Source organism: Arthrobacter sp. ov118 (genome assembly GCF_900116495.1).
Lineage (GTDB): Bacteria > Actinomycetota > Actinomycetes > Actinomycetales > Micrococcaceae > Arthrobacter.
The window spans coordinates 225,002-249,118 of the sequence record NZ_FPAY01000006.1; the positions used below are offsets into that span (position 1 = coordinate 225,002).

A 24,117-nucleotide genomic window follows, 5' to 3' on the forward strand; every position below is an offset into this window, starting at 1 on the left:
CTCAGCCGCGCGGCGGGCGGCCCCACGCCTGAGCCGCCAAAACCATTGACTTGTCTGATGGACATAACTTAGCGTCCTTTCCGTTGACAACGTTGTCTAACGTAGACACACGCGATGAAGGGTGAATCCAGCAGATGAAGAGAACGACCACCAGCAGGACGCATGCCGTTTCTGCACTGACACTCGCGGGGCTGACGCTGACCGCGGCGGCACTGGCCGGTTCCCTGCCGGCGTCGGCCGCGACGGGCCCCGGGGACGAACCCTACCGCCCGGCCATTCACTACACGCCCGCAAAAAACTGGATGAACGACCCCAATGGGCTCGTCTTCTACAAGGGCGTCTATCACATGTACTACCAGCACAACCCCTCCGGTAACACCTGGGGGAACATGTCCTGGGGCCACGCCACGTCAAAGGACCTTGTGCACTGGCAGGAGCAGCCGCTGGCCATCTCCACCGACAACCAGGAAGACGTCTTCTCCGGCAGCGTCGTCGTCGACAAGGACAATACAACCGGTTTCGGCACGAAAGAGAACCCTCCCCTCGTGGCCGTCTACACCAGCGCCTACAAGGACGCCTCTCCGCACCGCGGCCTGCAGGCGCAGTCCCTGGCCTACAGCGTCGACGACGGCCAGACCTGGACCAAGTACTCCGGCAATCCGGTGCTGAACCGGAACTCCGCCAACTTCCGGGACCCGAAGGTCTTCTGGTACGACAAGCCCGGGGGAGGCGGCTACTGGGTGATGACCGCGGTGGAAGCCCAGGAGCACAAGGTTGTCCTCTACAAGTCCGCCAACCTCAAGGACTGGACCGCGTTGAGCGAGTTCGGGCCCGCCAATGCCACCGGCGGGCAGTGGGAGTGCCCTGATCTGTTCCCCCTGGCCGTGGACGGCGACAAGAACAACATCAAATGGGTCATGGTGGTCAACATCAACCCCGGCGGTGTGGCTGGCGGCTCCGCAGGCCAGTACTTCGTGGGTAACTTCGACGGCACCACCTTCACCTCCGAGACCACCAAGCCCGTGGCTACGCTTCCGCCCGGCAAGGTCCTGGCCGGATTCAACGACGGAACCTACAACGGCTGGACCGTCAACAACGAACCGGGCAACTGGAAGAACGGGCCTTTCGGTGACGCCCCCGCAGCCGGGGCGATCGGTGGGCAACAAACTGTCTCCGGCTTCACCGGAGCAGGACTCGTCAACTCCTTCAACGACGGCGACTGGCCGCTTGGGTCCGTGCAGTCACCAACCTTTACCGTCTCCGACGATTATTTGAATTTCCTCGTGGGCGGCGGTAAACACCCGCGAGTTTCCGACAAGCTGGACAACACCCCACCCGAGGGTGAGCTCAAGTTCAACGGCTTCGAGGTTCCCGCAGGGACCACGCTGGCCGACTCCGGCTGGACCGGAACCGGCGATCTGACACCGAACTTCCAGCCCGCTAGTAGTGGTGGGGACTTCTACATCGGGGCTAAGCGGATCAACACCTTCGAGACCGGCACTGCACCGGGCGATGACCGGCAGGGCACCCTGACATCACCGGAATTCCCCCTCACCAAGAATTTCATGAGCATGCTGGTCGGTGGCGGCAACCGCTCCGCGGACTCCGGACAGATCCTGGCCGTCCAGTTGCTCATCAACGGCAAAGTGGTCCGCTCCGTGGCAGGGGATAATTCCGGAGTCCTGAACTGGAAGGGCTGGGACGTTTCCGAATTCGCGGGACAGAATGCACAGTTGCGGGTGGTTGACCAAGCTACCGGCGGGTGGGGCCACCTGACCCTGGACCATGTCATGCTCACCGACACCGCCGCTGTTCCCAGATCTGATGAAGAGACCGTCAACCTAGTGGTCAACGGAAAGGTGGTCCGCACGGCCACAGGCAACGACAGTGAATCGCTGGATTGGGCATCGTGGAATGTCAAAGAATTCGTTGGCCAACAGGCACAGATCAAAGTCGTCGACAACAACCGATTCGGCTGGGGGCACATCCTCGCTGACGAATTCATGCTCTCCTCCAAACCGGCAATATCGGCCCTGGAGACCTACGACTGGCTGGACTACGGCCGCGACTACTACGCCACCGTGTCCTTCGGCAACATGCCAGATAACAAGCGGGTCATGCTCGGGTGGATGAACAACTGGGATTACGCCAACGACATCCCCACGAGCCCCTGGCGCAGCGCCATGGCCCTTCCCCGCGAGGTCAACCTGACCCAGACCGTTGACGGCCCCCGCCTCACCCAAAGCGCCGTCAAACAAGTGGACAAACTGGACGGGAAAGTCTCCTACAAAGACAACAAGGGCGGGCCTATTCCTGCAGGAACGCTCCAGTTGCCTGCCGCTGCCTCAGGCCAGGTCCAGCGGGTGGACATCACTTTCGCACCCGGCACGGCGAAAAAATCCGGCATCACCGTACTGGGTGATGGAAACGCATCCACAGTCATCGGCTTCGACGCCACGACCGGAAAGATGTTCGTTGACCGTACAAAATCCGGCAACACCTCATTCCACCCAGCGTTCGCTTCCATGGAGGATGCCCCCGTCACCCTGGACGAGAATGGCAACATCACCATGCGGATCTACCTCGACCGCTCCTCAGTGGAGGTGTTCGCCCAGAACGGACTCAGGACGATCACCGACCAGGTGTTCCCCAACCCCGGAGCAGACAAGATGGCCCTCTTCGCCGAGGGTGGGACCGCACAGCTCAAATCACTCAGTGTGACACCGCTGGAAAGGGCAATGTTTCTCCCTGAAAAGAAGTAACTTACTCACATTGTGACCGGCTCCCCGAGAGTTGGAGCTAAAGGGACTGAGCTCGGTAATACACCGGGCCCAGTCCCTTCAGCTTTTCCAGCCGGGCAATGAAACTTTCGCCTTGAGGACCGTCAAACGGCCAACAGGGGTGGACGTTTAGCGCTAGGAAAACGCCGCCACTTACCGCTGCGATTCACACACTGTGCCGCAATGCCTGATTGCTTCCCAGAGCTTGCTTGCTATAGTCGCGACTCGACACTTGAAATGCCCGAGGAATGAGGATACGGCGATGATCTTGACGTTCGTGCAACCAGGTACGACACCAGGCAAGCATTAGAGAGAGGATCAATCCTGACACCCTGGATCCTGGTAGTGGATCCAGGCAGCCAGTTCGCATTTCTCCGAATCGGTTGCTTCAAGCCCGGCCAGCTCCGCTCGCCGTAAGACGCTGTTGTATAAGGCTCGGGCGATAGTCCCGGCGTCCGGGGTGGGTTTCGCGTTCAGATTGACGGCCCCGTTTTGACATGCCCGAATGACAAACGTAAAGGCCCGGCGTGGAATCTCTATCCCCTTCTCTGCCGCCTGATCTCGGGACCATTTGGACGCTTCTGTGAAGTTGAAAACGTGTTGCGCCGCATAGGCTTCGAGCGTCTGATAAATAACGGGCCATGCGTCCGAAGGTATCGTCGGCATTCCGGTGACTTCCGTGAAGTTCATCACGGTAGCAGGCAGGCTGGGCCTGGAGGTCGCTGCTCCCGCGACTGGCTCGTCGTGACGGCTGGCATCCCACAGGTGGTGCTGAGAAAACCGGACGTTGGGAAGTTCCAAGCCTTGAACCGCTCGACGGAACGAGCCTGCTCCAAACCACGTACCATCTGTTGCTCCATTTACGGACGCTGGCTTGAGGTCCGACGATAAACGCGCCAGGTTGATGGGAGCCGTCGCTTCGGAGTAGGTTTCGCGTACCGCCTTTGCAAATGCTTGGTACTGCGTATCGACGTTCAAGTCAGCGGCTAGCGGCAGCCGCGAAGTGGACTGGTCATTGAGCTCTGGAATTAATTCCTCTGCTTCAACTTCAATATCCGCAGCACGATCCTTCGCAATCAAATCGAAGATGTCCTGCTCATCGAGGAATCGGTCCGCAAGCGATTCGTAAGCCGTCGCTGTTGACGAAGTGGCAATAACTGTAATTCGACGATCATCTGCTCGTAAGACTTGAAGTAGTGGGGTGAAGTCGGCGTCAGCCGATGCGACGACGAACTCCTCGTATCTAGTGTTCGCCCTCAGAGCAGTCATGACATCAATGACAATGCGAATATCGGCACCGTTTTTCGACCCCTTAGTCAGCGCCGGACAGTCCACCACTTCGAAGCCGGCCTGCGTGAAGAAAGGCCGGAACTTGGAGAAGTACAGGCGCTCACCGGGCTTAAGTGGATCCGGGAGCCAACCCGCCGGATTCAGATAGCACCGTAACACCAGCCATTGACGCGTGGCGTCATCCGAGTTACTGCTGGTCAACTTGTGAAGCCATCGCGACGGGCTCGTAACGAGGGCCAAGGCCGACGTCGGATCGGCTGACATCAAGCCGCTGAAGAAGTTGTCGAAATCGAGGAATAACGCTGCTCTCATGATCGTCACTTTCGACCTTTCTAATCGGATTGACTACATATTGGCAGCATTTAAGTGGCCTAGTTGCAATGGCTGGCCCAACGAATGTTCTTGCGCAGTGCAGCTAGTTGCTCTTGATCCTCTACCGACGTGCTCGTGAACAAAGGCTCGCCGCTTCAGATGAAGACGAACTTCTTGGGAGCCTCTCAAGATCACGCGAGTGATTCTCCCTGTGATTTGCAGCAGCATTCCACGGCGCTTCGTCATCGTGGCATCCACACTACAAACGTCGCGATTGGTCCGGTCGACACTACTACTCCTCTCCATCCTCCCGTTGGAACGCCCTAACGGCTTCGCTCACTGTCGGGTAGAAATGATCGGGAGAGAAGCGGGCGCCCATGCCGTACTGCAGCAATCTGTCTTTGACCGGACCTTTGAGCTCGGCGAACACCAGGTCCACGCCGTGCCGGTCCAGCCATTCGTCAAGCTGCACCAACTCGTCCAGTGCGGTCGTGTCGATTCCCGTGACTGGTTCTGCCGCCAGCACCACGCGTTCTGTGCCGTCCGCCGCCTGATCCAGTTCGCTGCGAACGAAGGACCCCAGCAAGGCTCCGTTGCCGAAGAACAGCGGTGCGTCGAAGCGCAGGATCAACAGGCCGGGAATGCGTTCCCCTTCCGGATGACGGCTCACGTCGTGGAACCCCGGTACCCCGGGCACGTCCACCAGTTCAGCACGGTATGGGTCCCAGGCCCGCCGTAAGAAGTCCAGAATTGCCAAGCCGATGGCAACGGCGATGCCCGGGAGGACGCCCAATATGGCAACCCCCAGGAATGCCGCTAGCATCACCAACGATTCACTCCGGCTCATGCCGATGAGCCGTCGCACGCCGGCCGGGTCGGCTATGGCTGCGGCTGCGGCGATGACAATGGCGGCAAGGGTTGTGGCCGGAAGGAACTCGGTGACGCCGGGCGCCACGACCATGAAGCCGAGCACCAATACTGCGCCTACGGCCCCCGTGAGCTGGGATTTCGCCCCGGACTCGACTGCCACCGGGGTGCGGGACGTGCTGGCCGACACCGGGAAGCCACCCAATAGCCCGGTAGCAGCGTTCGCCGCACCCAAGGCTGCCATTTCATGGTTGCCGGACACCCTGCCGTCCTCTGCGGCCGCCAAGGATTGGGACAGGGTTCCGGTATCAACGAAGACGATGAGGGCGATCCCGGCGGCGGCGGGCAACAGTGTCATGACGTCGGCCCAGGAAATTCCGCCCAGAGCCGGTGCAGGGAGCCCCTGAGGGAGGGCACCTGTGACCTTCAAACGGTCCTGGAGTCCCAGCATGGCCACGGCGATGCAGGACACAACTACCGCGATGAGCACGCCCGGAACCTTCCATTTCAGCCGGCGGGGAACCCAGATGAGCGCCAGCGAGACCAAGCCGAGCAATAGTGCCGTCATATTGGTCTCGCCGGCAAGCACCTTCGGCACGGCGGCGATGAGTTTTTCCCAGGGTGTGCTGCCTTCCACGGAGATCCCCAGGAGAGTGGGAAGCTGGGACACAGCCACCAGCAAGGCGATGCCGTTGAGATAGCCGAGCCGGATGGGCTTGGACAACAGTCCAGTGACGATTCCCAACCTCAGCACTGAACCGAACAGCAAGATGCCGCCAATCAGTATGGCCAAGAGACCTGCCAGGGCCACGGATCTCTGCTCGTTATCCGCGGCCAAGGGAACCAAGGCTGCTACGATCATCGGCGCGAGCGCGGAATCCGGGCCTAGCACCAGCACACGCGATGGCCCGACTGCTGCGTAGACAAGCAGGGGCACTATCGTCGCGTACAGGCCGGTCACCGGTGGAAGGCCGGCGGCCTGGGCGTACGCCATGCCGGCGGGGACCAAGATCGCGAAGAGGGCGGTGCCGGCCACCAGGTCGTGGCGCAACCACTCAATTCTGTAGCCACGCAGGGCTGGGGGGACCGCCCAGAATGGGATCTTTCCGGATCGGCGCATCTTCCGATCATGTCCCATCATGGCCCTGCTCGCCATCCATATTCATGAGCAACGACGGCGGAATCCCGCCTCCATCTCGCACTGGCCGCCGGCAGGGCTGGCCCTGGGATTACCGCTCCGCTGGTGGCGTGTTTTCCCCGCTATCCCGGTATTGGTGGCGCAGGCGGGAGGCGACGGTGAAGATCCAAGCCATGAACGTCACCAGGAGGATCCGCTGCACCAAGCCTTTCCATTCAAACAGTCCGCTATCGGGCTGCTGGCTCGTCTTGAGCAGGACGACCCCGAGAATGAGAACAACACCTGCGGCCAACGTCCACCCAGCCATGGGGTGCCAGACCGCATCCCTGCGGAAGCGCCGGTAGAAGACGAAGCAGATGAGGGGCGCGCACGTGAAGACGAGGGCACCGAAGACGCCGTGCACGATGCCGCTAATGCTGGCTTGCTCGAACATCGCCGACCGGTCGGTGGTAAATGGTCCGGACACAATCAGGCTGGCTCCGAGGATCTGCACAAGGACCGGTCCGGCCCGGGAAGCCGCGCCGGTGCTGAAATGAGCCGCGAGGCCGCGGCCGAACGCCAGCACCAAGGTGCCGGTTAGCACGAAGTTTAGGATCTGGACCCAGCCGAAGGGGCCAAGCGACAACTCGCTGACGAACATGCTGGCTGACGAGTAGCCGGGCTGCAGCCATCCGAGAACAGTAAAGACAGACACGAAAAGGACCGCACCGGTCATCCCCGCCACCGCGGCCAGCTCGACGCGCCGACGCCCGGCTGCTGTCTGGGGAACAACGCGTGACACCACATGGTGAAGTCTACGGTTCGACGCAGACGCCGTAAGGCGTGCCTCCGGCATGGTCACGAGTTGCTGCACGGTTCAGAAACCCCAGGCACCAGCCGGAAGCTGTGCCCCGACGCCGATGTTCACCGGCGGCCCTTCACCCTACGTGGATGCGCGGACGACGCGCGGGGTCAGATTCGTGCTTCCGGAGGATTTCCCGCACAACCGGTGGCGTGTCGCCGCGGCCCAGGAGGAGATAGCGCATCAGGTGGGCCAAGGGGTTGCCTTCTGACCATTCGAAGTACGCGTGCGGGATGACGCCGGCGGTGTCCCTGAGGGCCAGGAGGACCGCGGCGATGGCGTTGGGGGCGGCCGGGCTCTCGACCCGGAGGATGCGGTGGCCGTCGACGTCGACACCGTGCACATCGAGGGTCCCGGCAAAGTTGGAGGGATCGATGATATCGATCTCGAGGAAGATCACGTCAGCAGTCCCGGGTACGGCGTTCTGGCCCCGCTGCTCGTATTCCTTCGCGGTGTACTCCTGGCTGTCACCCGCCTGGCGGCGGTTGGCGATCAGGTTTAGGGCGCCGTCGTAGTCCAGGGAGTCGGCGATGAAGCGCCGCGCGTTCTCATCGAACCTGATCAGATCCGCACGAAGTTCCGTGGTCCGCGCCACCCGGGAAATCAGCGAAATCGCGATGATCCCGAGGATGAAGAAGGCAGAAATGGCTAGGCCATCAGGCTTCTCGATGACATTCGCGGCCAGCGCGTAAAGCAGGATCAGTGTAAGCAGTGCGAAACCGGAGGCGGCCAGCCGCTGGCGTCGCCTGAGGGCCGAGATCGTGACGGCTATGGAACCGGAGACCATCATGGCCAAAATGCCGGTGGCGTACGCGCCGGCCTGGGCGTTGACATCGGCATTGAAGCCGATGGTGATCAGGACGCTCACGGCCGTGTAAACAAGGACCACGGGGCGCACTGCCCGCCCCCATTCGGGGGCCATGCCATAGGCCGGCAGGTAGCGCGGGACGATGTTGATCAGCCCCGCCATGGCCGAGGCGCCGGCAAACCACAGAATCAGGATGCTGCTGATGTCATAGACCGTCCCGAAAGTGTTGCCCAGTTGCTCGTGCGCCAGGAAGGCCAGGGCCCGTCCGCTGGCCTCGCCGCCGGGTTCAAAGGCTTCCGCCGGGATCAGGACAGTGGTGACGAAGCTGCTGCCCAGGAGATAGACGCTCATGATGGCAGCGGCAGTCGTCAGCAGCTTGCGGGTGTTCCGCACCCTGGACGCGAGCCGCTCCTCGGGCGTCGTCCCCTTGGATGCCACCAGCGGCATCATGCTCACGCCGGTTTCGAATCCGGAGAGCCCCAGGACCAGCAGCGGAAAGGCAATCAAAGCCGGACCCACGATGTCCGCGAGACCGCCCCTTGAGCTCAGCAGCCCGGTCCAGGAGTCCAGCGCCGACGGATCGCTGATGATCTGGGCGACGCCGGCGCTGATGACCACGGCGTTCAGGAGCAGGAACACCGCCACCAGGGGAATCGCCACCACCACGGCTTCACTGAATCCGAGGAGGAACACCCCGCCCAGTATCAGCAGCAGCACCACGGTGATAAGGACCGCTTTGCCTTCAAGGGCATCGTGAAGGAAAGGGTTCTCCAGCATGTGCACGGTGGCATCGGCCGACGACAGCGTGATCGTGATGATCCAGGACGTCGCCACAAAGCCCAACAGGATCAGGACAAACAGCTTCCCCCGCCAGAACGGCAGGAGGTTTTCCAGCATCGCCACCGAACCTTGTCCGTGCGGGCTTTCCTGCGCGACCCGCCGGTACATGGGCAGCATTCCCAGGAGGGTGAGAGCCACAATCAGCAAAGTGGCGAGCGGGGCCACGGCGCCGGCGGCGAGGGCAGCGATGGCCGGCAGGTAGGACAGCGTGGAGAAGTAATCGACGCCGGTCAGGCACATGACTTTCCACCACGCCTGCGGCGGGGTGTGGTCTTCGGGGCTCTCCGGCCCTATTACCGGCTGGACCCGGTGTTTGAGCAGCCACCGTACCAGGCTGTTTGCGCTGTCGGCCTGCGGAACCGGCCGTCTGACTTCTGCCGGAATGCTCACTCGGCCTGTGTCGCTCATTTGCGTCTCCTCATATTGCGCGGGGGCGCAGCTCATCCAAAATGTCCGATACCTCGGCAATTCACCGTAGATTCCCGGGCCGTCGACGCCGGGCGTTCCGGCAGTTTCTTGACGGTTTCTTAACGCTTTCTTAACGCCCGCGCCGGGCTGTCGCGCCCTCTTGGCGCTGCGAGGTTTAGGGCAGCTCTCGGCGTGCACCGACAAGCACGTCCGCCCCGGACGGGACGTAAGCGAGCCGCCGTCGTTCCAGTTTTTCCTGCTGTGGAGGCGAGGGCCCGCGTGCGAAAATGCTGGCATGCCGTCCCCGCAGTCACTGAGCGAAGCTGATCGCCGCCTCGTCGCAACGTGGGCGGCGGACTGTGCTGAGCGGGTCCTGGTCCTGTTCGAGACGGAGGCTCCGACAGACGGTCGACCACGTGATGCCATCGCTCGTGCCCGGGCGTTTGCTCAGGGTGAACTTGATGCCGCCGGTGAAATTCGCCGGCGCTTCGTTGCTGGTCGTGCCGCGCACGCAGTGAGCTCCCCTGCGGCTGTGGCGGCCGCCCGGGCTGCTGGACAAGCTGCCGGGGTCGCTCACATGGGCGCGCACGCTCTCGGCGCAGCCGCCTACGCCGCGAAAGCGGCCGGGCTGGCCGCTCCGGATCAGCCCACGGCCACCTCCGACGAGATCTCCTGGCAACTCGAGCACATGAACGCCCAAGTGAGGGCGGCGCTTCAGCAGTTGCCACCAGTTGGTGAAGACTCCGCGGGCCCGCTCGGTTCCGGACTTCTCGCGTCGGGCCTTCTCGGGTCAATCATTCGGAAGATTCAGGCCGCAATGGACAGTATCCCGCCACAGGAGGGCGCTAGGTAGGCGAACGCTCAGCGGGACGCGGCGGAAGATATCAGCCGGCTGTCGGCTCCTCATCGTTGGCGACAGCCTCGATCCAATCCACAGCCTCGTCGGAAAGCTGGGGACCGTCTGCTGATTCGCCAGCCCACCACCCAGAATCGGTGGCGCCGCCCGTAACCGCCATGATGTCGGCGATGACATGCGGCGGCAGCGGCTCGCCGTTGTGCGCAATGAGCCAGCCGCGTATTTCCGCATCGACCAGAGGCCACCACTCGAAGATGTTCATCGACGCAGTGTTGCACCGACGAAGTCGTGTGTACAGATTCCGCCGGGCGGCGAGCTCCGGCAAAGGCGCCGGTTTACGAGCACGGCTTCCACGTCGGCGACGCCCCAGAGGTGTCCCGCAAGCGGATCCTTTACGGGGCGCCGCACCGTTGCGTCCAGCGGGCGTTATGGCTAGGCTTCCGGGACGCGTTGAAGCCGATAGAGTGCGCTTCATGACATTGGGGGATGCCACACCTAACCTTGCTCGCCGGCGGTGGGCGTTCCCTGCGGTGTGCGTGATGGTCGCGTCGCTGACGCTGCTGGTGTTCGGACTGTCCCAGGTGCCGGTGATCCAGCTGCTGCCTTGGTATGTGGCCGCTTATCTCCTGATTGAGGCGTGCATCTTCGTCCCGACCGGGAGGCTCCCGTCGCTGCGACAGGCCGCGGCGTTCCTGCTGCCCGGCGTCCTGCTCGTCGCCCTGGCGCTGATGAACCTGGGCTTCTGGGCAGGAGGCTGGCTGCTCGGGCTCCCGGTGGGGCCTGCTGCTGAGCCGCTGGACGGCGGAGAACCGACTTCCCGGTGTGCAGGTCCTGAAGTTCTTGGGCCTGCTGGTGTTAGGCCTGCTCATCTTCACGTTCAACGTGGTCTTCGTTGTCTTCAGTTCCGGACTATTCCTGCTGCCGATCATTCCCCTGGTCCGCCTGGCCTACCCCGAGTACCGAGCCCGGACGTTGCAGGCAGTCGCGGAGGTTCTGCTGGGGGTCGCAGTGGTCGTGGTGGCCTTCGCGATTCCTTCCCTGGAAGGGTGGTGGTTTTCGCTCTGGATCTACGCTGGAGGGGCCGCGACTGCGGGACTCATGATCGCATTCTGGGCCCGTTGGCCCTCCCGCCGGTCCAGGCGCCTGCAGCTGAACGACGGCGCCATCGTCTAGCCCTGGCCGGGAGAGTACCCTCGGCGGTGCCCGGTGAAGGATCCTCCACCGGTCGCTGTTCTCGTCTACAGATATATGCTCCCGATTACGTGCTGGTTCATAATCGGGGCATGAGAGTGACGGGAATTCTCCCCGAAGACGCGCCCGACCCCCGTGTCGAGCAGGTAGAGCGCCTAAAACTCATGCCCATCCCGGTGATGGGACTGGTGTCCCAGCCCTCGCTGGAGGACACGGATACCGTCAGTCTGGGATACGGTCAGGACGCTCGTGGATACAGTGAAATGACAGCGAGTGTCACCTATACACTCTGGCGAAACCCGACTGACCGCTCAGACCCAATAAACCTCGCCGACCTCAACCAGCAGGCTAGCAAGGCGATCGAGGATGTTCCGCCATGGCCGCGACCCGCGTGGCTGGTCGAGCAGGTGAAGCGAATGCGATACCCGCAGCTGTGGGAGGCCGTGCGAACTACCTGGCACCGTGGCCCATCCCAGCGTACTTCGGTCCGCAGCGTGCTGGTCGACCACGTCAACTACATTCTCATGAACCAGTACCGGCAGGAGCTCGGACTAAGCGACAACCCGTGGGGCCGACCCGCACCCGCAGTGACGGACCGGATGGTCAACGGTCAGGTCAATGTCTTCGTCAATGGAGTCGAAGTACCCGGCGCTGAAGTCGATACGGACCCATTTGTATACGGCATCGGCGCGGAACTAGCAGGCGGCGGCGTCGTAACCGCCGTGCTTCCACGCGCCGAGCTCAAGCGCATTCAGGTCCAGTTCACCACTCGGGCGTAACGACCCGCATTTCGTGCCCGTAAGCCGGTCCGTCCACCGGTCGACCCCAAGGCTATCTACGGGCCCTTCCAAGGCCGACGATCCCCGGTCTTACGGATCCCCGTAAGCACCGCCCACAAAACTGCCCGGTGAAGGTGCCCTAAACCGCCGTCGTTCCAGTCGTTCCTGCTGTGGAGGCGAGGGGATCCGAGCCCCTTTCGCCCGGTTGCACCTGCTGCACGCGGCGACGAAGTTCTGCGAGCGCAGGGAGCCGTCCTTGGACCAGGAGTCGAAATGGTCGCCATGCTCTGCAGGACGGGAACAACGACGGCGGAATCCCGCCTCCATCTCGCATGGCCGCCGACAAGCGGATCCCTCGAAGCGGGCCCTGGCCACTGCCCCGCAAACGGGTTGGCTTGCGGGCAGTAGTTTTCGCCTCGCCGGCTAGTCCAGTTGTGTCCGCAGCTGAACACAATGTGGCATGGCCGAGGCGCTTCATCGTTCGCAGGCTGTGCCGCAAATGCCCGATTGCTTCCCAGGGCTTGCTTGCCATCGTCCAGGCTCGACACTGGAGCTGATCGCTCCGCCTTGGTAGCTTCAACACATGGCCATCAAACTTGAGAACGTCGGTATAGCTGTTCGCGATATCGAAGCAGCAATCGCCTTTTTCACCGACCTCGGTCTCACGGTCGTCGGCCGTGAGACGGTCAGCGGCGAGTGGACCGACACAGCCGTCGGACTGGATGGCAACCACGCCAAGATTGCGATGCTTCAAACCCCGGACGGTCATGGCCGACTCGAGCTCTTCGAATACATCCATCCCCAAGCGATCGAGACGGACCCGACTCGTCCCAACGACATCGGCATGCACCGCGTGGCCTTCTCGGTCGACGACATCGACAAAGCCCTTGAGGTAGCTGCGAAGCACGGATGCCATCCGCTGCGCGGTGTGGCGACCTACCAGGACATCTATAAGCTCACGTATCTCCGTGGCCCCAGCGGAATCCTCGTGATGCTCGCCGAGGAACTGAAGAAAGATTGACAGCACGACCGGCCGATTAGCCCGACGTTGCATTGCTTCAAGGCGACTGGGGACGAGTTGTCCGGTTTGGCCTCCACGGGTGGCGAGGAATGCTGCAACAGCCGCCTACGGCGCCGCACGGCCGCTGAAACGTGCATCACCAAACAGAGATGGTTAGGTCAAATTGGCCATGTGCACGTGCTTCTGGAGCGAGCCGTTCCGGAGCCGGCGTGGAAACGGCAGGTTGTACGAAGTCTCAGCCTGCAGGCTTGATGTTTTGGTTGATGTGGAAGAGGTTGCCGGGGTCGTACTTGGCTTTGACTTGGGCGAGGCGGGCGTAGTTCCCCGCGTAGGTGTCCTCAATATGCGACTGGTCGTCGGCGTCGAGGAAGTTCACGTAGCCAGCACCGGATCCGAGCGGGTGGAGTTCGGCATAGTAGTCGCGCACCCACTTCTTGTTGGCCTCGTTGTGGGCCGAATCCTCCCAGTGGCAGGCAATGTCCACCGCGAAGTTGACGTCGCGGTACGGGAACGCGGTTTCGTCCCGCCCGACCCGCTGGACGGCACCGTTAATTGGGTAGAAGTGGTTGGCCGTCTGGACGCTCGGAATGGCCTCGCCGAACTTCTCGGCGACACGGACGACGTCGTCGGTTAGGTGGGGGAGGAACGCTGACTTCCAATAGGCCTGCAGGCCCTTCGTATACATGGGGTCGAAGAGTGTGTTTAGAACCGTGTAGGGAAGGGGGCCCAGGAAGGAACCGGCGACGGGCGCCACGTCAAGGAACGGCTGCCATTGACGTTCCCCCTCGTCGTGAGGGCCCGCCCAGCCGCCCACCAGCACCACCACGGGCTTCCCGTGATACTCCTCAGGCAGGAAGGGAACCGGCGGTCCCTGATGGAAGCCCAGGAACACTCCCATTTCCTCCGGTGCGCTGGCGATGTAATCCCGGTAGAGCCGTGCCACCGCGTCGGCGTGCTCCAGCTGGTAAATGATCACTCCGCCGTAGAGAACATCCACGGGGTGAAGGTTGAACTCAAAGGAAGTCACGACGCCGAAGTTGCCGGTCCCGCCGCGAAGCGCCCAGAAGAGGTCCTCATTTTGCGTGTTGCTGGCGACCAGAAACTTCCCTTCGGCGGTCACCACGTCCGCGGATTTCAGGTTGTCGCACGACAGCCCGTACTTGCGGGCGAGGTAGCCGATGCCTCCGCCGAGAGTTAGTCCAGCAACACCCGTTGATCCAATGATGCCTCCGGTGGTGGCAAGGCCGAATGCGCATGTGGCGTGGTTGAAGTCCGCCCATGTCGCTCCGGCTTCGGCCCGGGCTGTCTCATTGGCAGGATCCACGCGCACGCCCCGGCAGCCTGTGAAGTCGATGACGAGGCCGCCGTCGCAGGTCCCGAACCCGGGCGCGCTGTGACCGCCGCCGCGCAGCGCCAGGTCCAAGCCGGTGTCGCGCGCGAAATTCACGCCTGCAATGACGTCCGCGACTTGTGTCACGCGCAGAATGGCCGCGGGGCGTTTGTCGATCATTCCGTTGAAAACGGCCCTTGCGGTGTCGTAGTCCGCCTGATCGCTCGTGATGACCTGACCCCGCACTTTCTCCTGGAGGGCCTGGAAAGAGCTGTTGTCCACCGTGTACTCCGATTCACCCAGACGGGCATGCCCGGGCAACTGGGGCGCGGCCGCTGGGGTCGTGCCGGGTGATTGGTTAAGCAACCGATGGGGCCCTGCACCTTGGAGGGCAAAAGCCTATGCCGCAGGCTTCCACAGCGGCGGAGACCGGATGCACCTTGGCAACGCAACACCGTCGCGCGGGTTTGCCTTGGCGTGATTCAGAAACGAGGTTCGTCCTCGTCTCAACGGGATACAGCACGGCTATTCGTAAATTACTCCGGCCCCAAACGACGGTCAATAACCTGGATGCTGCTCCCGCCTTGTCCCAGCTCCAGCGAATCCGCTCCTGCTCCAGCCGGACCGATTTCCCCGCGGAGCGGCACCCGGCGCCTTTACGACCCGGACTTGCTGCCGCCGCCCCACCGTTGACGCCGTACCGACGAACTGCCAGTCTGGCGGCAAACTTTGTATTGCTCATCGCGGCCGGCGCCAGCGGGGATCTCGCCTACACGGTGGGCTTTGAACGCGCGGACCTGTCGGTCGACGGCGGGCCGCCCCAGTCCACCAAGCTCCGCGTCACCCATGTGTACGGCCGCGAAAACGGGGAATGGAAGATCGTCCACCGCCACGGGGATTACGTTCCCCTGGATGAACCGGCGGCTGAGGGAAGCGCTTCTGAACCGGATGGCTGAACCGGGGGCGTCTGAACCGGACCTCTGAACCGGACCTCTGAAACCGGCTCAGCGGACTCGCGGCGCTCGCCGTCGTACCCCGCGATGCATTCCCTCCCTACTTTCAATCTACGCCGCACAGGGGGTCTTGCCGCAAGACCCGGGGTCTGCCGCAAAATGGAGAGCCCAAGCCGGACCTGCGCATTTGTCGCATTGCGCTGCCCGGCGCGCTCCGCCCAGAAAGGAGCCGATGACGTGCCCCTGACCACCAGCGCGTTTGACCTTCCCGAGCACCTCACACCGAAGGCCGACCCCACGCTGATCGCCGGCGACGAGCAGCACTTCGCCGCGATCGCGGAGAGTCTCGAGCAGACCATCGCCGACCTGTCCGAGAGCCTTGACGCCGTACGCCGGGCGCCCAGCCGGCTTGGCCAGGAGTTGGTGGAACGGGACGTGGAGATCCGCCGGGTCTCCTCCCGCCTGCGCGCCCTGCGCCGCTTCGGCCTGGACCTGTGCCTCGGACACATGGTCAGCGCCGGCAACTCCGAGCCCGTGTATGTCGGACGTCTCGGCCTGACGGACAGCGAGGGCCGCCGGCTGCTCATCGACTGGCGCTCGCCGGCGGCCGAGCCGTTCTTCGGGGCGACCCACGCCAACCCGATGGGACTGGCAAACCGCCGTCGCTACCGCTGGACCCGCGGCCGGATCAGCGACTACTGGGACGAGGTCTTCACCGCCGACGGGTTCGAAGGCCACGCCGGCCTCGACGACCTTTCCGCCTTCATCGCCAGCCTGGGCAGCAGCCGGTCCGCCCGGATGCAGGACGTGCTCGGCACCATCCAGGCCGACCAGGACGCCATCATCCGCGCTTCTTCCCGCGGCGCCCTGGTCGTCGACGGCGGTCCCGGCACCGGGAAGACCGTCGTCGCCCTGCACCGCAGCGCCTACCTGCTCTACTCTGACCCGCGCCTTGGCCACCGTGGTGCCCACAGCAAAAGCAGCGTGCTGTTCATCGGCCCCCACCAGCCCTACCTGGCCTACGTCGCCGACGTGCTCCCCAGCCTGGGGGAGGAGGGCGTGCAGACCTGCATGCTGCGGGACCTCGTTCCCGAGGGTTCCGCCGCAGCAATTGAGACCGACCCGGAGGTGGCCCACCTGAAGTCGTCCGCGGCCATGGTGACGGCCATCGAGCCGGCCGTCAGGTTCTACGAGCAGCCGCCCGCCAAGGGGATGGAAGTCGAGACGCCCTGGGCGGACATTTGGCTGAGCGCTGAGGAGTGGGCCGAGGCGTTCGAAGCGCCGGTTCCCGGCACCCCGCACAACGAGGCACGCGACGAGGTCTGGGAGGAGCTGCTCACCATCCTGGCGGACAAGTACGACGGCGACGACCTCCCCGACGGCGTGCTCCGCCGGGCGCTGGCGCACAACGAGGAACTGGTCGACACGTTCAGCAGGGCCTGGCCGCTGCTCGAATACACCAACCTTGTGGGCGACCTGTGGTCGGTGCCCGCCTACCTGCACCTGTGTGCCCCCTGGCTCCGCGCCGACGAAGTCAGGAAACTGCAGCGCCAGGACGCCCAGGCCTGGACCACGTCCGACCTGCCGCTCCTGGACGCGGCCCGGCAACGGCTCGGCGACCCCCAGGCGTCGCGGCGCAGGCGCCGGCAGGAGGCTGCCGCGGCCGCAGAGCGCGAACTCATGGACCGGGTGGTTGAGGACCTGATCGCCGCCGACGACTCCGAACTGCTGGTGACGCGGATGCTGCGCGGGCAGGACATGCAGGACAAACTGGTCGACGACGGTGCCGCACCGGCCGCCGACCCGGACGAGCTCGCCGGCCCGTTCGCCCACATCGTGGTGGACGAGGCGCAGGAGCTGACCGACGCGGAGTGGCAGATGCTGCTGCTCCGCTGCCCGTCCCGCAGCTTCACCATCGTGGGGGACCGCGCCCAGGCCAGGCACAGGTTCGCGGAGTCGTGGCAGGACCGGCTCGCGCGGCTCGGCGTGGCCAACGTGAACCTGGCGACCCTTGGCATCAACTACCGGACGCCGGAGGAAATCATGACCGAAGCCGAGCCGGTGATCAGGGCCGTGCTCCCGGACGCCAACGTGCCCACGTCCATCCGCAGCAGCGGCATCCCCGTCGTCCGCGGATCCACGACGGAGTTGCGCCCGATCCTCGATGCCTGGCTGGCCGCGCATGCCGAGGGGACCGCCGTCGTCATCGCCGCGCACGGCACCGCCCATGGCCCGCTCCCGGTGACGCCGCGCATTCGGTCGCTGACGCCCGAGCTGTCAAAGGGGCTTGAGTTCGACCTGGTGGTCCTGATCGACCCGGAGACGTTCGGCACGGGCATCGAAAGGGCCGTCGACCGCTATGTCGCGATGACCCGGGCGACCCAGCAGCTCGTCCTGCTCACATCAACCGAGGTGGGCCCCATCCCATGACCGTCCTGAGCAACGCGGGGTCACTTCGCGCCCAATAATCGGCCTCCAATGGGCCGTAAGTGACCCCGCGTTGCTGTTCACCGCGGCGCGACGTGCCCCGCGATGTGCCCCGCGATGTGGCCGGCGACGTACTCCGCGTCCGCGCCGACCAGGGCCACCGTGGACGACGCGTGCCTGGTGAGCCACGGGAGCCCCACGGTGTAGAGGCCGGGGACCTCGGTGACGCCGCGGGAGTGGCGCGGGTAGTTCCATTCGTCCAGGACGGGGATGTCCAGGAAGCCGAAGTCCAGCCCGTAGCCGGTGCTCCAGATGATGGAGGTGATGCCTTCAGCGTCGAGGTCGAGAAGGGCTCCAGATTCTGCCGGCAGCCAGTCGTCGGCGGGCGCCGGCTCAGCGGCCGGGGCACCGATCCCGGCCGCGGCGATGTACGCGTCAAGCATCACCTTCATCCGCTGCCCGAACCCCGCCTCCGCCAGCGCCAGGCGGGCCGGGAGGTCGTCGCTGAAGACGAGTGCGCGGTCGTCCGCTCCCTCGAAGTGGCCGTGCAGCCGGACGCCCCGGCGGCCGAGATCGCGCAGGCGGATGCTGTGGCCGCCGTCGTTGCCGGAGATCAGCGGATTGCACATGAAGCGGGCGGCGGGCGAGGGGAGGTTCTCCGCCTGCAGGCCGTTGATGGCGTAGTCCGGCCCGTGCAGGTTGACCTGCAGGAGCCAGTAGAAGGTGTCCTTGCCGCGGTAGCGCCGCGGTGCCTCGGGGCAGGCCGACACCGACAGGTGCACCTCCCGGCCGGCGGCGAGCAGGTCTTCGGTGATCTGCCCGCCCGACTGCCCGGTCCCCACCACCAGCACCGCGCCGCCCGGCAGCTGCGCCGGGTTGCGGTAGTCATGGCTGTGCAGCTGGCGGATGTGCCGGGGGAGTCTGGCGGCCGACGCCGGAATCCGCGGCCGCTGATAGGCCCCGTTCGCCAGCACGACGTTGCGTGCCAGCCAGCGCCCCTGGTTTGTTTCCACGGCGAAGCCGGTGTTGGCAGTGAAGCCGGCGTGTGCCTCGGAGCCGGTGTGTGCCTGGGTTACCCGGGTGACCTCGGTGCCCAACTGCACGGGCGCCGCGATCCGCGCGGCGTAGTTCCGGAACAGCTCGATCACCGCGTCGCGGTGAAGGAACGCGTCAGGCTCCGGACCGTCGTAGGTCATCCCCGGCAGCAGGAAAGCAAAGTTGGGCGTGTTGAGGTAGAACGAGTCCCACCGGTCCTGCCACCCGCCACCCAGTTCCGGCCGCTGGTCCAGCAGCTGATGTTCGACGCCGTGCCGGCTGAGCCAGTAGCTCGTGGCCAGCCCGGCCTGCCCCGCGCCGATCACCAGCGTGTCGACCTCATGGTCCGGTGCTTCGGCGGGGGAGGGCATGGCTACTGCTTCGCGGCGTTCGCCTTCGGAGCCCTGGGGGATTTCGGCGCCTTCGGCGGCAGTGCAGCCACGTGCTCGAACGCCTTCTCCACCCAGGCCTTTTCCCGCGCCTCATCGCCGTCACCCTCGGCGTTCCAGAACTCCGGCAGTCCGGTGTAGCCGCCCATGGGCCGCTCGGCCGGCCCGAACGGAACCGTCCGCTCGGTGCTTTCGAGCGTCTCTTTGTCCTCCTGGGCCAGCTTCACACCGATGGTGGGGCCGAACAGGCCGGCAAACATGTTGCCGTTCACGAACGCGCCGAGGTTTCCGAACATCGGCTTGACCACCACCTCGGGACGGTCCGGCAGCACCGAGCGGAAGTGTTCCTTGTCGGCGTCGGACGCTTTCGGCATTTCCATGGCTCTTCCTCCGGTAACTGCTGGCCAGGACAGGTCTTCCTGCAGGATATGCCCGCGGCCGTGCCCGGTACAGGCAGGCGGCACAGGCAGGTCGCGGTTCTGGGCCTCAGCTGGTGCTGGCTGTATCCGCGACCGTTTCGGCACCAGTGCCGGCCCGGACGGCGAGGGAAGCCGATACCGAAAGGTCCGGTGCGACCTCCGGCTCCGTATGAGCTCTCAGGACTGCCAAGGACTTGGCCGGCACTTCTAGTGTCCCGCCGGCGTTGACGGGTCCGCTGTCCACGCCTTCGCCAGCAGTATTAATGACCGTGTCCCATGCGGAAGCGTATTCGTCCGTGGGCAGCGTGAACTTGATCGCCTCATCGTGGGCGTTGAAGTACAGCAGAAAGTTCACATCCGTGATGCTTCTGCCACGGCTGTCGACACCGTTGATGCCCTCTCCGTTCAGGAAAACGCCGATGCTCCGGCCGAAACCACTGCCCCAGTCTTCCGGCACCATCTCGGCGCCAGCAGGGTTGAGCCACACGATGTCCGGAAGCTTCTCGCCCTCCTCCCGGTGCACCGGCCTGCCATCAAAGAAGCGCCGGCGGCGGAAGGTCGGATGGTCCGCCCTGAGGCGACTGACGGCAGCAGTAAACTCCAGCAGCGGCCGATCAACCTTGTCCCAGTGGACCCAACTGAGTTCGGAGTCCTGACAGTACGTGTTGTTGTTGCCCCGCTGGGTCCGGCCCAGCTCGTCACCATGCAACAGCATCGGCACGCCTTGGGAGAGCAGCAACGTGGCGATGAAGTTGCGCTGCTGGCGGGCGCGCAGGGTCAGGATCTGGGCATCGTCCGTGTCCCCTTCGGCGCCGCAGTTCCAGGAGCGGTTGTGGGATTCGCCGTCGTTGTTGCCTTCGCCGTTGGCCTCGTTGTGCTTCTCGTTGTAGGAGACCAGATCTGCCAGAGTGAAACCGTCATGGGCCGTGACGAAGTTGATCGACGCCACCGGCCGGCGGCCAGACTGCTCGTAGAGATCCGCCGATCCGGTCAACCGGGACGCGAACTCGCCGAGGGTGGAGGGTTCTCCGCGCCAGAAGTCCCGGACGGTATCGCGGTATTTGCCGTTCCATTCGGTCCACTGCGGCGGGAAGTTGCCCACTTGGTAGCCGCCGGGACCGACGTCCCACGGCTCGGCGATCAGCTTGACCTGGGAGACGACCGGATCCTGCTGGACTAGTTCGAAGAAGGTGGAAAGTCTGTCCACATCGTAGAACTCCCGGGCGAGGGATGAGGCGAGGTCGAAGCGGAATCCGTCCACATGCATTTCCGTGACCCAGTACCGCAGCGAGTCCATCAGCAGCTGCACCGAGTGCGGGTGACGCACATTAAGGGTGTTGCCGGTACCCGTGTAGTCCATGTAATAGCGTTTGTCATTGTCAACGAGCCGGTAATAGGCGGCATTGTCGATGCCTTTGAAGGACAGGGTGGGACCGAGGTGGTTTCCTTCCGCGGTGTGGTTGTAGACCACGTCCAGGATGACCTCGATACCGGCCAGATGCAGCTCGCGGACCATGGCCTTGAACTCCTGCACCTGTTCCCCGGTATCGCCTGTTGAGCTGTAGGTATTCTGCGGCGCGAAGAAGCCGATGGTGTTGTAGCCCCAGTAGTTGGAAAGGCCCTTGTCTTGGAGGGTGCCGTCGTTGACGAACTGGTGCACGGGCATCAGCTCTAGGGCGGTGACACCCAGTTTCTGTAGGTGACTGATCACGGCGGGGTGCGCGACGCCGGCGAAGGTTCCACGCTGTTCCTCCGGGATCTCCGGGTGCAGCTGAGTGAGGCCCTTGACGTGGGCTTCGTAGATCACGGAGCGGTGGTACGAGGTCTTGGGGGCCCGGTCGCCGGCCCAGTCGAAGAACGGGTTGACGACGACGCCCAGCATCACGTGCGGAGCTGAATCCTCATCGTTGCGCGAATCAGGGTCCCCAAAGTTGTACGAGAACAATGCCGGATTCCAGTCGACCTGCCCTGCGATCGATTTGGCGTACGGGTCCAGCAGCAGCTTGTTCGGATTGCAGCGCACGCCGCGCGCCGGATCGTAGGGACCGGTGATCCGGTACCCGTACCTTTGCCCGGGCTGGATCTGGGGCAGATAGCAATGCCAGACATAGCCGTCCACCTCCACGAGCGGAACCCGCGTCTCCACTCCGTCGGCGCTGATGAGGCATAAATCCACGGCCTCTGCGACTTCACTGAACAACGCAAAGTTCGTTCCAACGCCGTCAAACGTGGCGCCGAGGGGATAGGCGTTTCCGGGCCAAACTTCCACGGCGCTCTCCAATGCGGTCCTCTAACAGGGGTGAACAGTGGATCCATTGAACCAAAGATAAGCCTACTTACGAAAGATGACGGCAGGCGGGAAGCTCCAGCTGAGCACCGCCGGCGGCGATGTTCTGATGACCCTCACCGCACGTCCGGTGGCGACGTCCGGCGCCCGTGGTAAACCGCCCCGGAAATCTCCTGTAGGGTTGATCCTGTTGTTGTGTTTATGCAGTTCGTAGTTCAGGCAGTACGCACGGTCGAAAGCCCGTGTTCTTCTGAAGCAGCGGTTTTGAGCACCCCACACAGGAGGACCCGAAAGTCGGGACAGTTCCTCCACCTTCACGAAGGACAAAAATAATGGCTACTGGTACCGTCAAATGGTTTAACGCTGAAAAGGGCTTCGGCTTCATTTCCCCCGATGACTCCTCGCAGGACGTTTTCGCGCACTACTCCGCGATCAACTCCTCCGGCTTCCGCTCCCTCGAAGAGAACCAGAAGGTCTCCTTCGAAACCGAGCAGGGCCCCAAGGGTCCCCAGGCTACCAACATCCAGGCTCTCTAATTTCCTAGAGATCCGGGACCGTTAGGTTTCGAGCAGGGCCCGTCTTCGGACGGGCCCTGCTTTTGCTTAACCATGCTTCCCACCGGCACCCCGGGTCGGGAACCGCAACGTTTTCCGGTGTTCCCGTATCCCGGCGGGCGCGACGAGGGGGCGCACCTCGGTACCTTGACCCGCCGACCTCCCGGGTCCAAACTGCATTAAATAGCGATCGAAGCAGTTCCGGTACCAATTTGGAGCGATCGTGCGCTCAACGTTCAAACCTTGGTACAGCAAAGCGTCAACGGCCAGCCAGTCGCTCACTGTGGTTCTAGCTGTCTGCGCCCTCGTTTGCGGCATCGCGTGCGGCTCAAGCCGTACGGCGAAAGCGGATGAGCAGGTGGCACGAGCAGCGGCGACCGTTGCCCAGAGCCGTGCCGTCGCCCCCGCTGTCCTTGTCTCGCAACCGCTCCCACCCGAGCCGGAGCCAGCCCCGAGTGAGGAGAGTGGACTGGACCCTCCGGAGTTCGGCATCGCTTGCAAATCCATGGACTGCACGTTCAATCCGACGACGTCCTACCCCGACTGGGCCGCATGCAGCTGGGACGCGGGCGATGGCAGCGGCTTTCAGGATTGGAGCTGTCAGGCAAATTTTCCGCACACATATCAGGGCTTCGGAACCTTCAGGACAACATTGAAGGTGGTGGATCCCAGGACCGCCGACGGACAAGTGGTGACCAAAACGAGGACGGTCACGCTTTCAGCCCCCGAACCCACGGATCCGACTCCGACGCCGGTACCCACGAACACTCAGACTTCGACGCCGGTACCAACTCAGACGCCCGTACCCACGAAAAGGCCGACTTCGACTCCCGTACCAACGAAACGGCCGACGTCGACGGCGGTTCCCACGGGTCCGGAGCCTGTGGACCCGGGACCCACCGCATCATCCAGCGGCCCCGATCCGAGTTCGACGCCAACCGGCGATCAGACAAAGGCGCCAGGCCAAGAAGCGAAAAGCTATATGGATCAGTGCGGATACGGCAAGGTGGCATACTCACCCCCGAGTTCGCTGTGGCAGGGCGAAAAGAGCGAATTCACGGTCAGAATTGCCTTGAAAGGGTCGCTCAAGGACCCCGGCACAGAGTTGCCCTCTGGCAGCCCCGTGGTCACAGCTAATCCCAGAGTCTGTGACCGGATGCGCGCCTATCTGACCGGTCTGGGTTTCGACATCGAACGGATAGGGAATCCATCCGACGAGATCTCCCTCTCCAGCGAAGGGTCTGGGGGGTGGGGTTGGTACATCACGCCGCGAGAGACCGGACGAAAAATCTTAAAGATACGTTTGGTGGCGCCTGCGCCGAACGGCGGCAGCGATTTGGAAATTGAAACCTACTCCCGGGAAATCGATGTCAACGTCGGCCTCGCCTATCTCGTCGGCGTCGTTGCTAAAGACTGGGCTGCCCCCTTGGGCCTGACCATCCCCGTAATCGTGGGAGCAGCAGCGGGACTCTATGTACGATTCAAACGCAACCGTCACGAGCCCTCACACGGAGCCAACGAGGGCAGGCACGACGCTCACCGCCAGCCTCGACGTCATTAGCACTCTGCTTCGAGTGCAAGTCCGTCTGCAA

19 protein-coding genes are annotated in these 24,117 nt (G+C 63.6%); 9 read left to right on the forward strand and 10 right to left on the reverse strand.

Translation table 11 applies throughout. The features are described from left to right. Positions 1-134: 134 nt before the first annotated feature. The gene (locus tag BM372_RS13205; protein ID WP_090955897.1) at positions 135-2,762 is read left to right on the forward strand and encodes a GH32 C-terminal domain-containing protein; all 2,628 of its coding nucleotides are present in this window, start codon (positions 135-137) and stop codon (positions 2,760-2,762) included. A gap of 336 nt (positions 2,763-3,098) precedes the next feature. On the opposite strand, the gene BM372_RS13210 is transcribed toward BM372_RS13205, so the two are convergent. From BM372_RS13210 to BM372_RS13225, 4 genes are all read right to left on the reverse strand, one after another. Further along, positions 3,099-4,382 carry an NYN domain-containing protein gene (locus tag BM372_RS13210; protein ID WP_256214249.1) on the reverse strand — a complete coding sequence of 428 codons (1,284 nt, stop codon included), beginning with the start codon at positions 4,380-4,382 and terminating at the stop codon, positions 3,099-3,101. Between the two features lie 292 nt (positions 4,383-4,674). Then, positions 4,675-6,300 carry a SulP family inorganic anion transporter gene (locus BM372_RS13215; RefSeq protein ID WP_256214242.1) on the reverse strand — a complete coding sequence of 542 codons (1,626 nt, stop codon included), beginning with the start codon at positions 6,298-6,300 and terminating at the stop codon, positions 4,675-4,677. Between the two features lie 178 nt (positions 6,301-6,478). After that, positions 6,479-7,171, reverse strand: a complete 693-nt coding sequence (locus BM372_RS13220) for a DUF998 domain-containing protein (protein WP_177235999.1) — start codon at positions 7,169-7,171, stop codon at positions 6,479-6,481. A gap of 133 nt (positions 7,172-7,304) precedes the next feature. After that, positions 7,305-9,284, reverse strand: coding sequence for an APC family permease (locus BM372_RS13225; RefSeq protein ID WP_090955901.1), 1,980 nt, complete (start codon positions 9,282-9,284; stop codon positions 7,305-7,307). 295 nt (positions 9,285-9,579) lie between these two features. On the opposite strand from BM372_RS13225, the gene BM372_RS21085 reads away from it, so the two are divergent. Beyond that, positions 9,580-10,137, forward strand: coding sequence for a putative immunity protein (locus tag BM372_RS21085; protein ID WP_090955902.1), 558 nt, complete (start codon positions 9,580-9,582; stop codon positions 10,135-10,137). Between the two features lie 31 nt (positions 10,138-10,168). Here the strand turns inward: BM372_RS21085 and BM372_RS13235 are convergent, their stop codons facing one another. Then, a complete protein-coding gene (locus BM372_RS13235; protein ID WP_090955903.1) occupies positions 10,169-10,402 on the reverse strand; it encodes a hypothetical protein in 234 nt (77 codons plus the stop codon). Positions 10,403-10,962: 560 nt separating this feature from the next. Here BM372_RS13235 and BM372_RS13240 point away from each other — a divergent pair. Together BM372_RS13240 and BM372_RS13245 are read left to right on the forward strand one after the other, a co-directional pair. Beyond that, positions 10,963-11,313: a hypothetical protein gene (locus tag BM372_RS13240; protein WP_090955904.1), complete on the forward strand. Its 351-nt coding sequence runs from the start codon at positions 10,963-10,965 to the stop codon at positions 11,311-11,313. A 110-nt stretch (positions 11,314-11,423) separates the two neighbouring features. Further along, complete coding sequence (locus tag BM372_RS13245) at positions 11,424-12,110, forward strand: hypothetical protein (protein WP_090955905.1); 687 nt, start codon at positions 11,424-11,426, stop codon at positions 12,108-12,110. Positions 12,111-12,200: 90 nt separating this feature from the next. Here the strand turns inward: BM372_RS13245 and BM372_RS13250 are convergent, their stop codons facing one another. Continuing rightward, a complete protein-coding gene (locus BM372_RS13250) occupies positions 12,201-12,437 on the reverse strand; it encodes an HNH endonuclease signature motif containing protein (protein ID WP_371261741.1) in 237 nt (78 codons plus the stop codon). 256 nt (positions 12,438-12,693) lie between these two features. Between BM372_RS13250 and BM372_RS13255 the strand changes: the two genes are divergently transcribed. Then, a complete protein-coding gene (locus BM372_RS13255; RefSeq protein WP_090955906.1) occupies positions 12,694-13,131 on the forward strand; it encodes a VOC family protein in 438 nt (145 codons plus the stop codon). 235 nt (positions 13,132-13,366) lie between these two features. On the opposite strand, the gene BM372_RS13260 is transcribed toward BM372_RS13255, so the two are convergent. Beyond that, entirely contained in the window at positions 13,367-14,743 is a 1,377-nt protein-coding gene (locus BM372_RS13260) for an FAD-binding oxidoreductase (RefSeq protein ID WP_256214244.1), read from the reverse strand. A 452-nt stretch (positions 14,744-15,195) separates the two neighbouring features. On the opposite strand from BM372_RS13260, the gene BM372_RS13265 reads away from it, so the two are divergent. After that, entirely contained in the window at positions 15,196-15,417 is a 222-nt protein-coding gene (locus BM372_RS13265) for a YybH family protein (RefSeq protein ID WP_256214245.1), read from the forward strand. Positions 15,418-15,651: 234 nt separating this feature from the next. Then, the gene (gene helR, locus BM372_RS13270; RefSeq protein WP_090955907.1) at positions 15,652-17,844 is read left to right on the forward strand and encodes an RNA polymerase recycling motor ATPase HelR; all 2,193 of its coding nucleotides are present in this window, start codon (positions 15,652-15,654) and stop codon (positions 17,842-17,844) included. A gap of 77 nt (positions 17,845-17,921) precedes the next feature. Here helR and BM372_RS13275 read toward each other — a convergent pair whose 3' ends face one another. The 3 genes from BM372_RS13275 to glgX form a co-directional block, all read right to left on the reverse strand. Further along, positions 17,922-19,247: a flavin-containing monooxygenase gene (locus BM372_RS13275; protein WP_090955908.1), complete on the reverse strand. Its 1,326-nt coding sequence runs from the start codon at positions 19,245-19,247 to the stop codon at positions 17,922-17,924. Between the two features lie 2 nt (positions 19,248-19,249). Continuing rightward, positions 19,250-19,645 (reverse strand): TfoX/Sxy family protein, encoded by a 396-nt coding sequence (locus tag BM372_RS13280; protein ID WP_090955909.1) that lies wholly within the window; start codon positions 19,643-19,645, stop codon positions 19,250-19,252. Positions 19,646-19,751: 106 nt separating this feature from the next. Further along, positions 19,752-21,953 carry a glycogen debranching protein GlgX gene (gene glgX, locus BM372_RS13285; protein WP_090955910.1) on the reverse strand — a complete coding sequence of 734 codons (2,202 nt, stop codon included), beginning with the start codon at positions 21,951-21,953 and terminating at the stop codon, positions 19,752-19,754. 350 nt (positions 21,954-22,303) lie between these two features. On the opposite strand from glgX, the gene BM372_RS13290 reads away from it, so the two are divergent. Beyond that, positions 22,304-22,507 carry a cold-shock protein gene (locus BM372_RS13290; protein WP_056738746.1) on the forward strand — a complete coding sequence of 68 codons (204 nt, stop codon included), beginning with the start codon at positions 22,304-22,306 and terminating at the stop codon, positions 22,505-22,507. Positions 22,508-23,507: 1,000 nt separating this feature from the next. Beyond that, complete coding sequence (locus BM372_RS20495) at positions 23,508-24,086, forward strand: hypothetical protein (protein ID WP_143111484.1); 579 nt, start codon at positions 23,508-23,510, stop codon at positions 24,084-24,086. Positions 24,087-24,117: the final 31 nt, after the last annotated feature.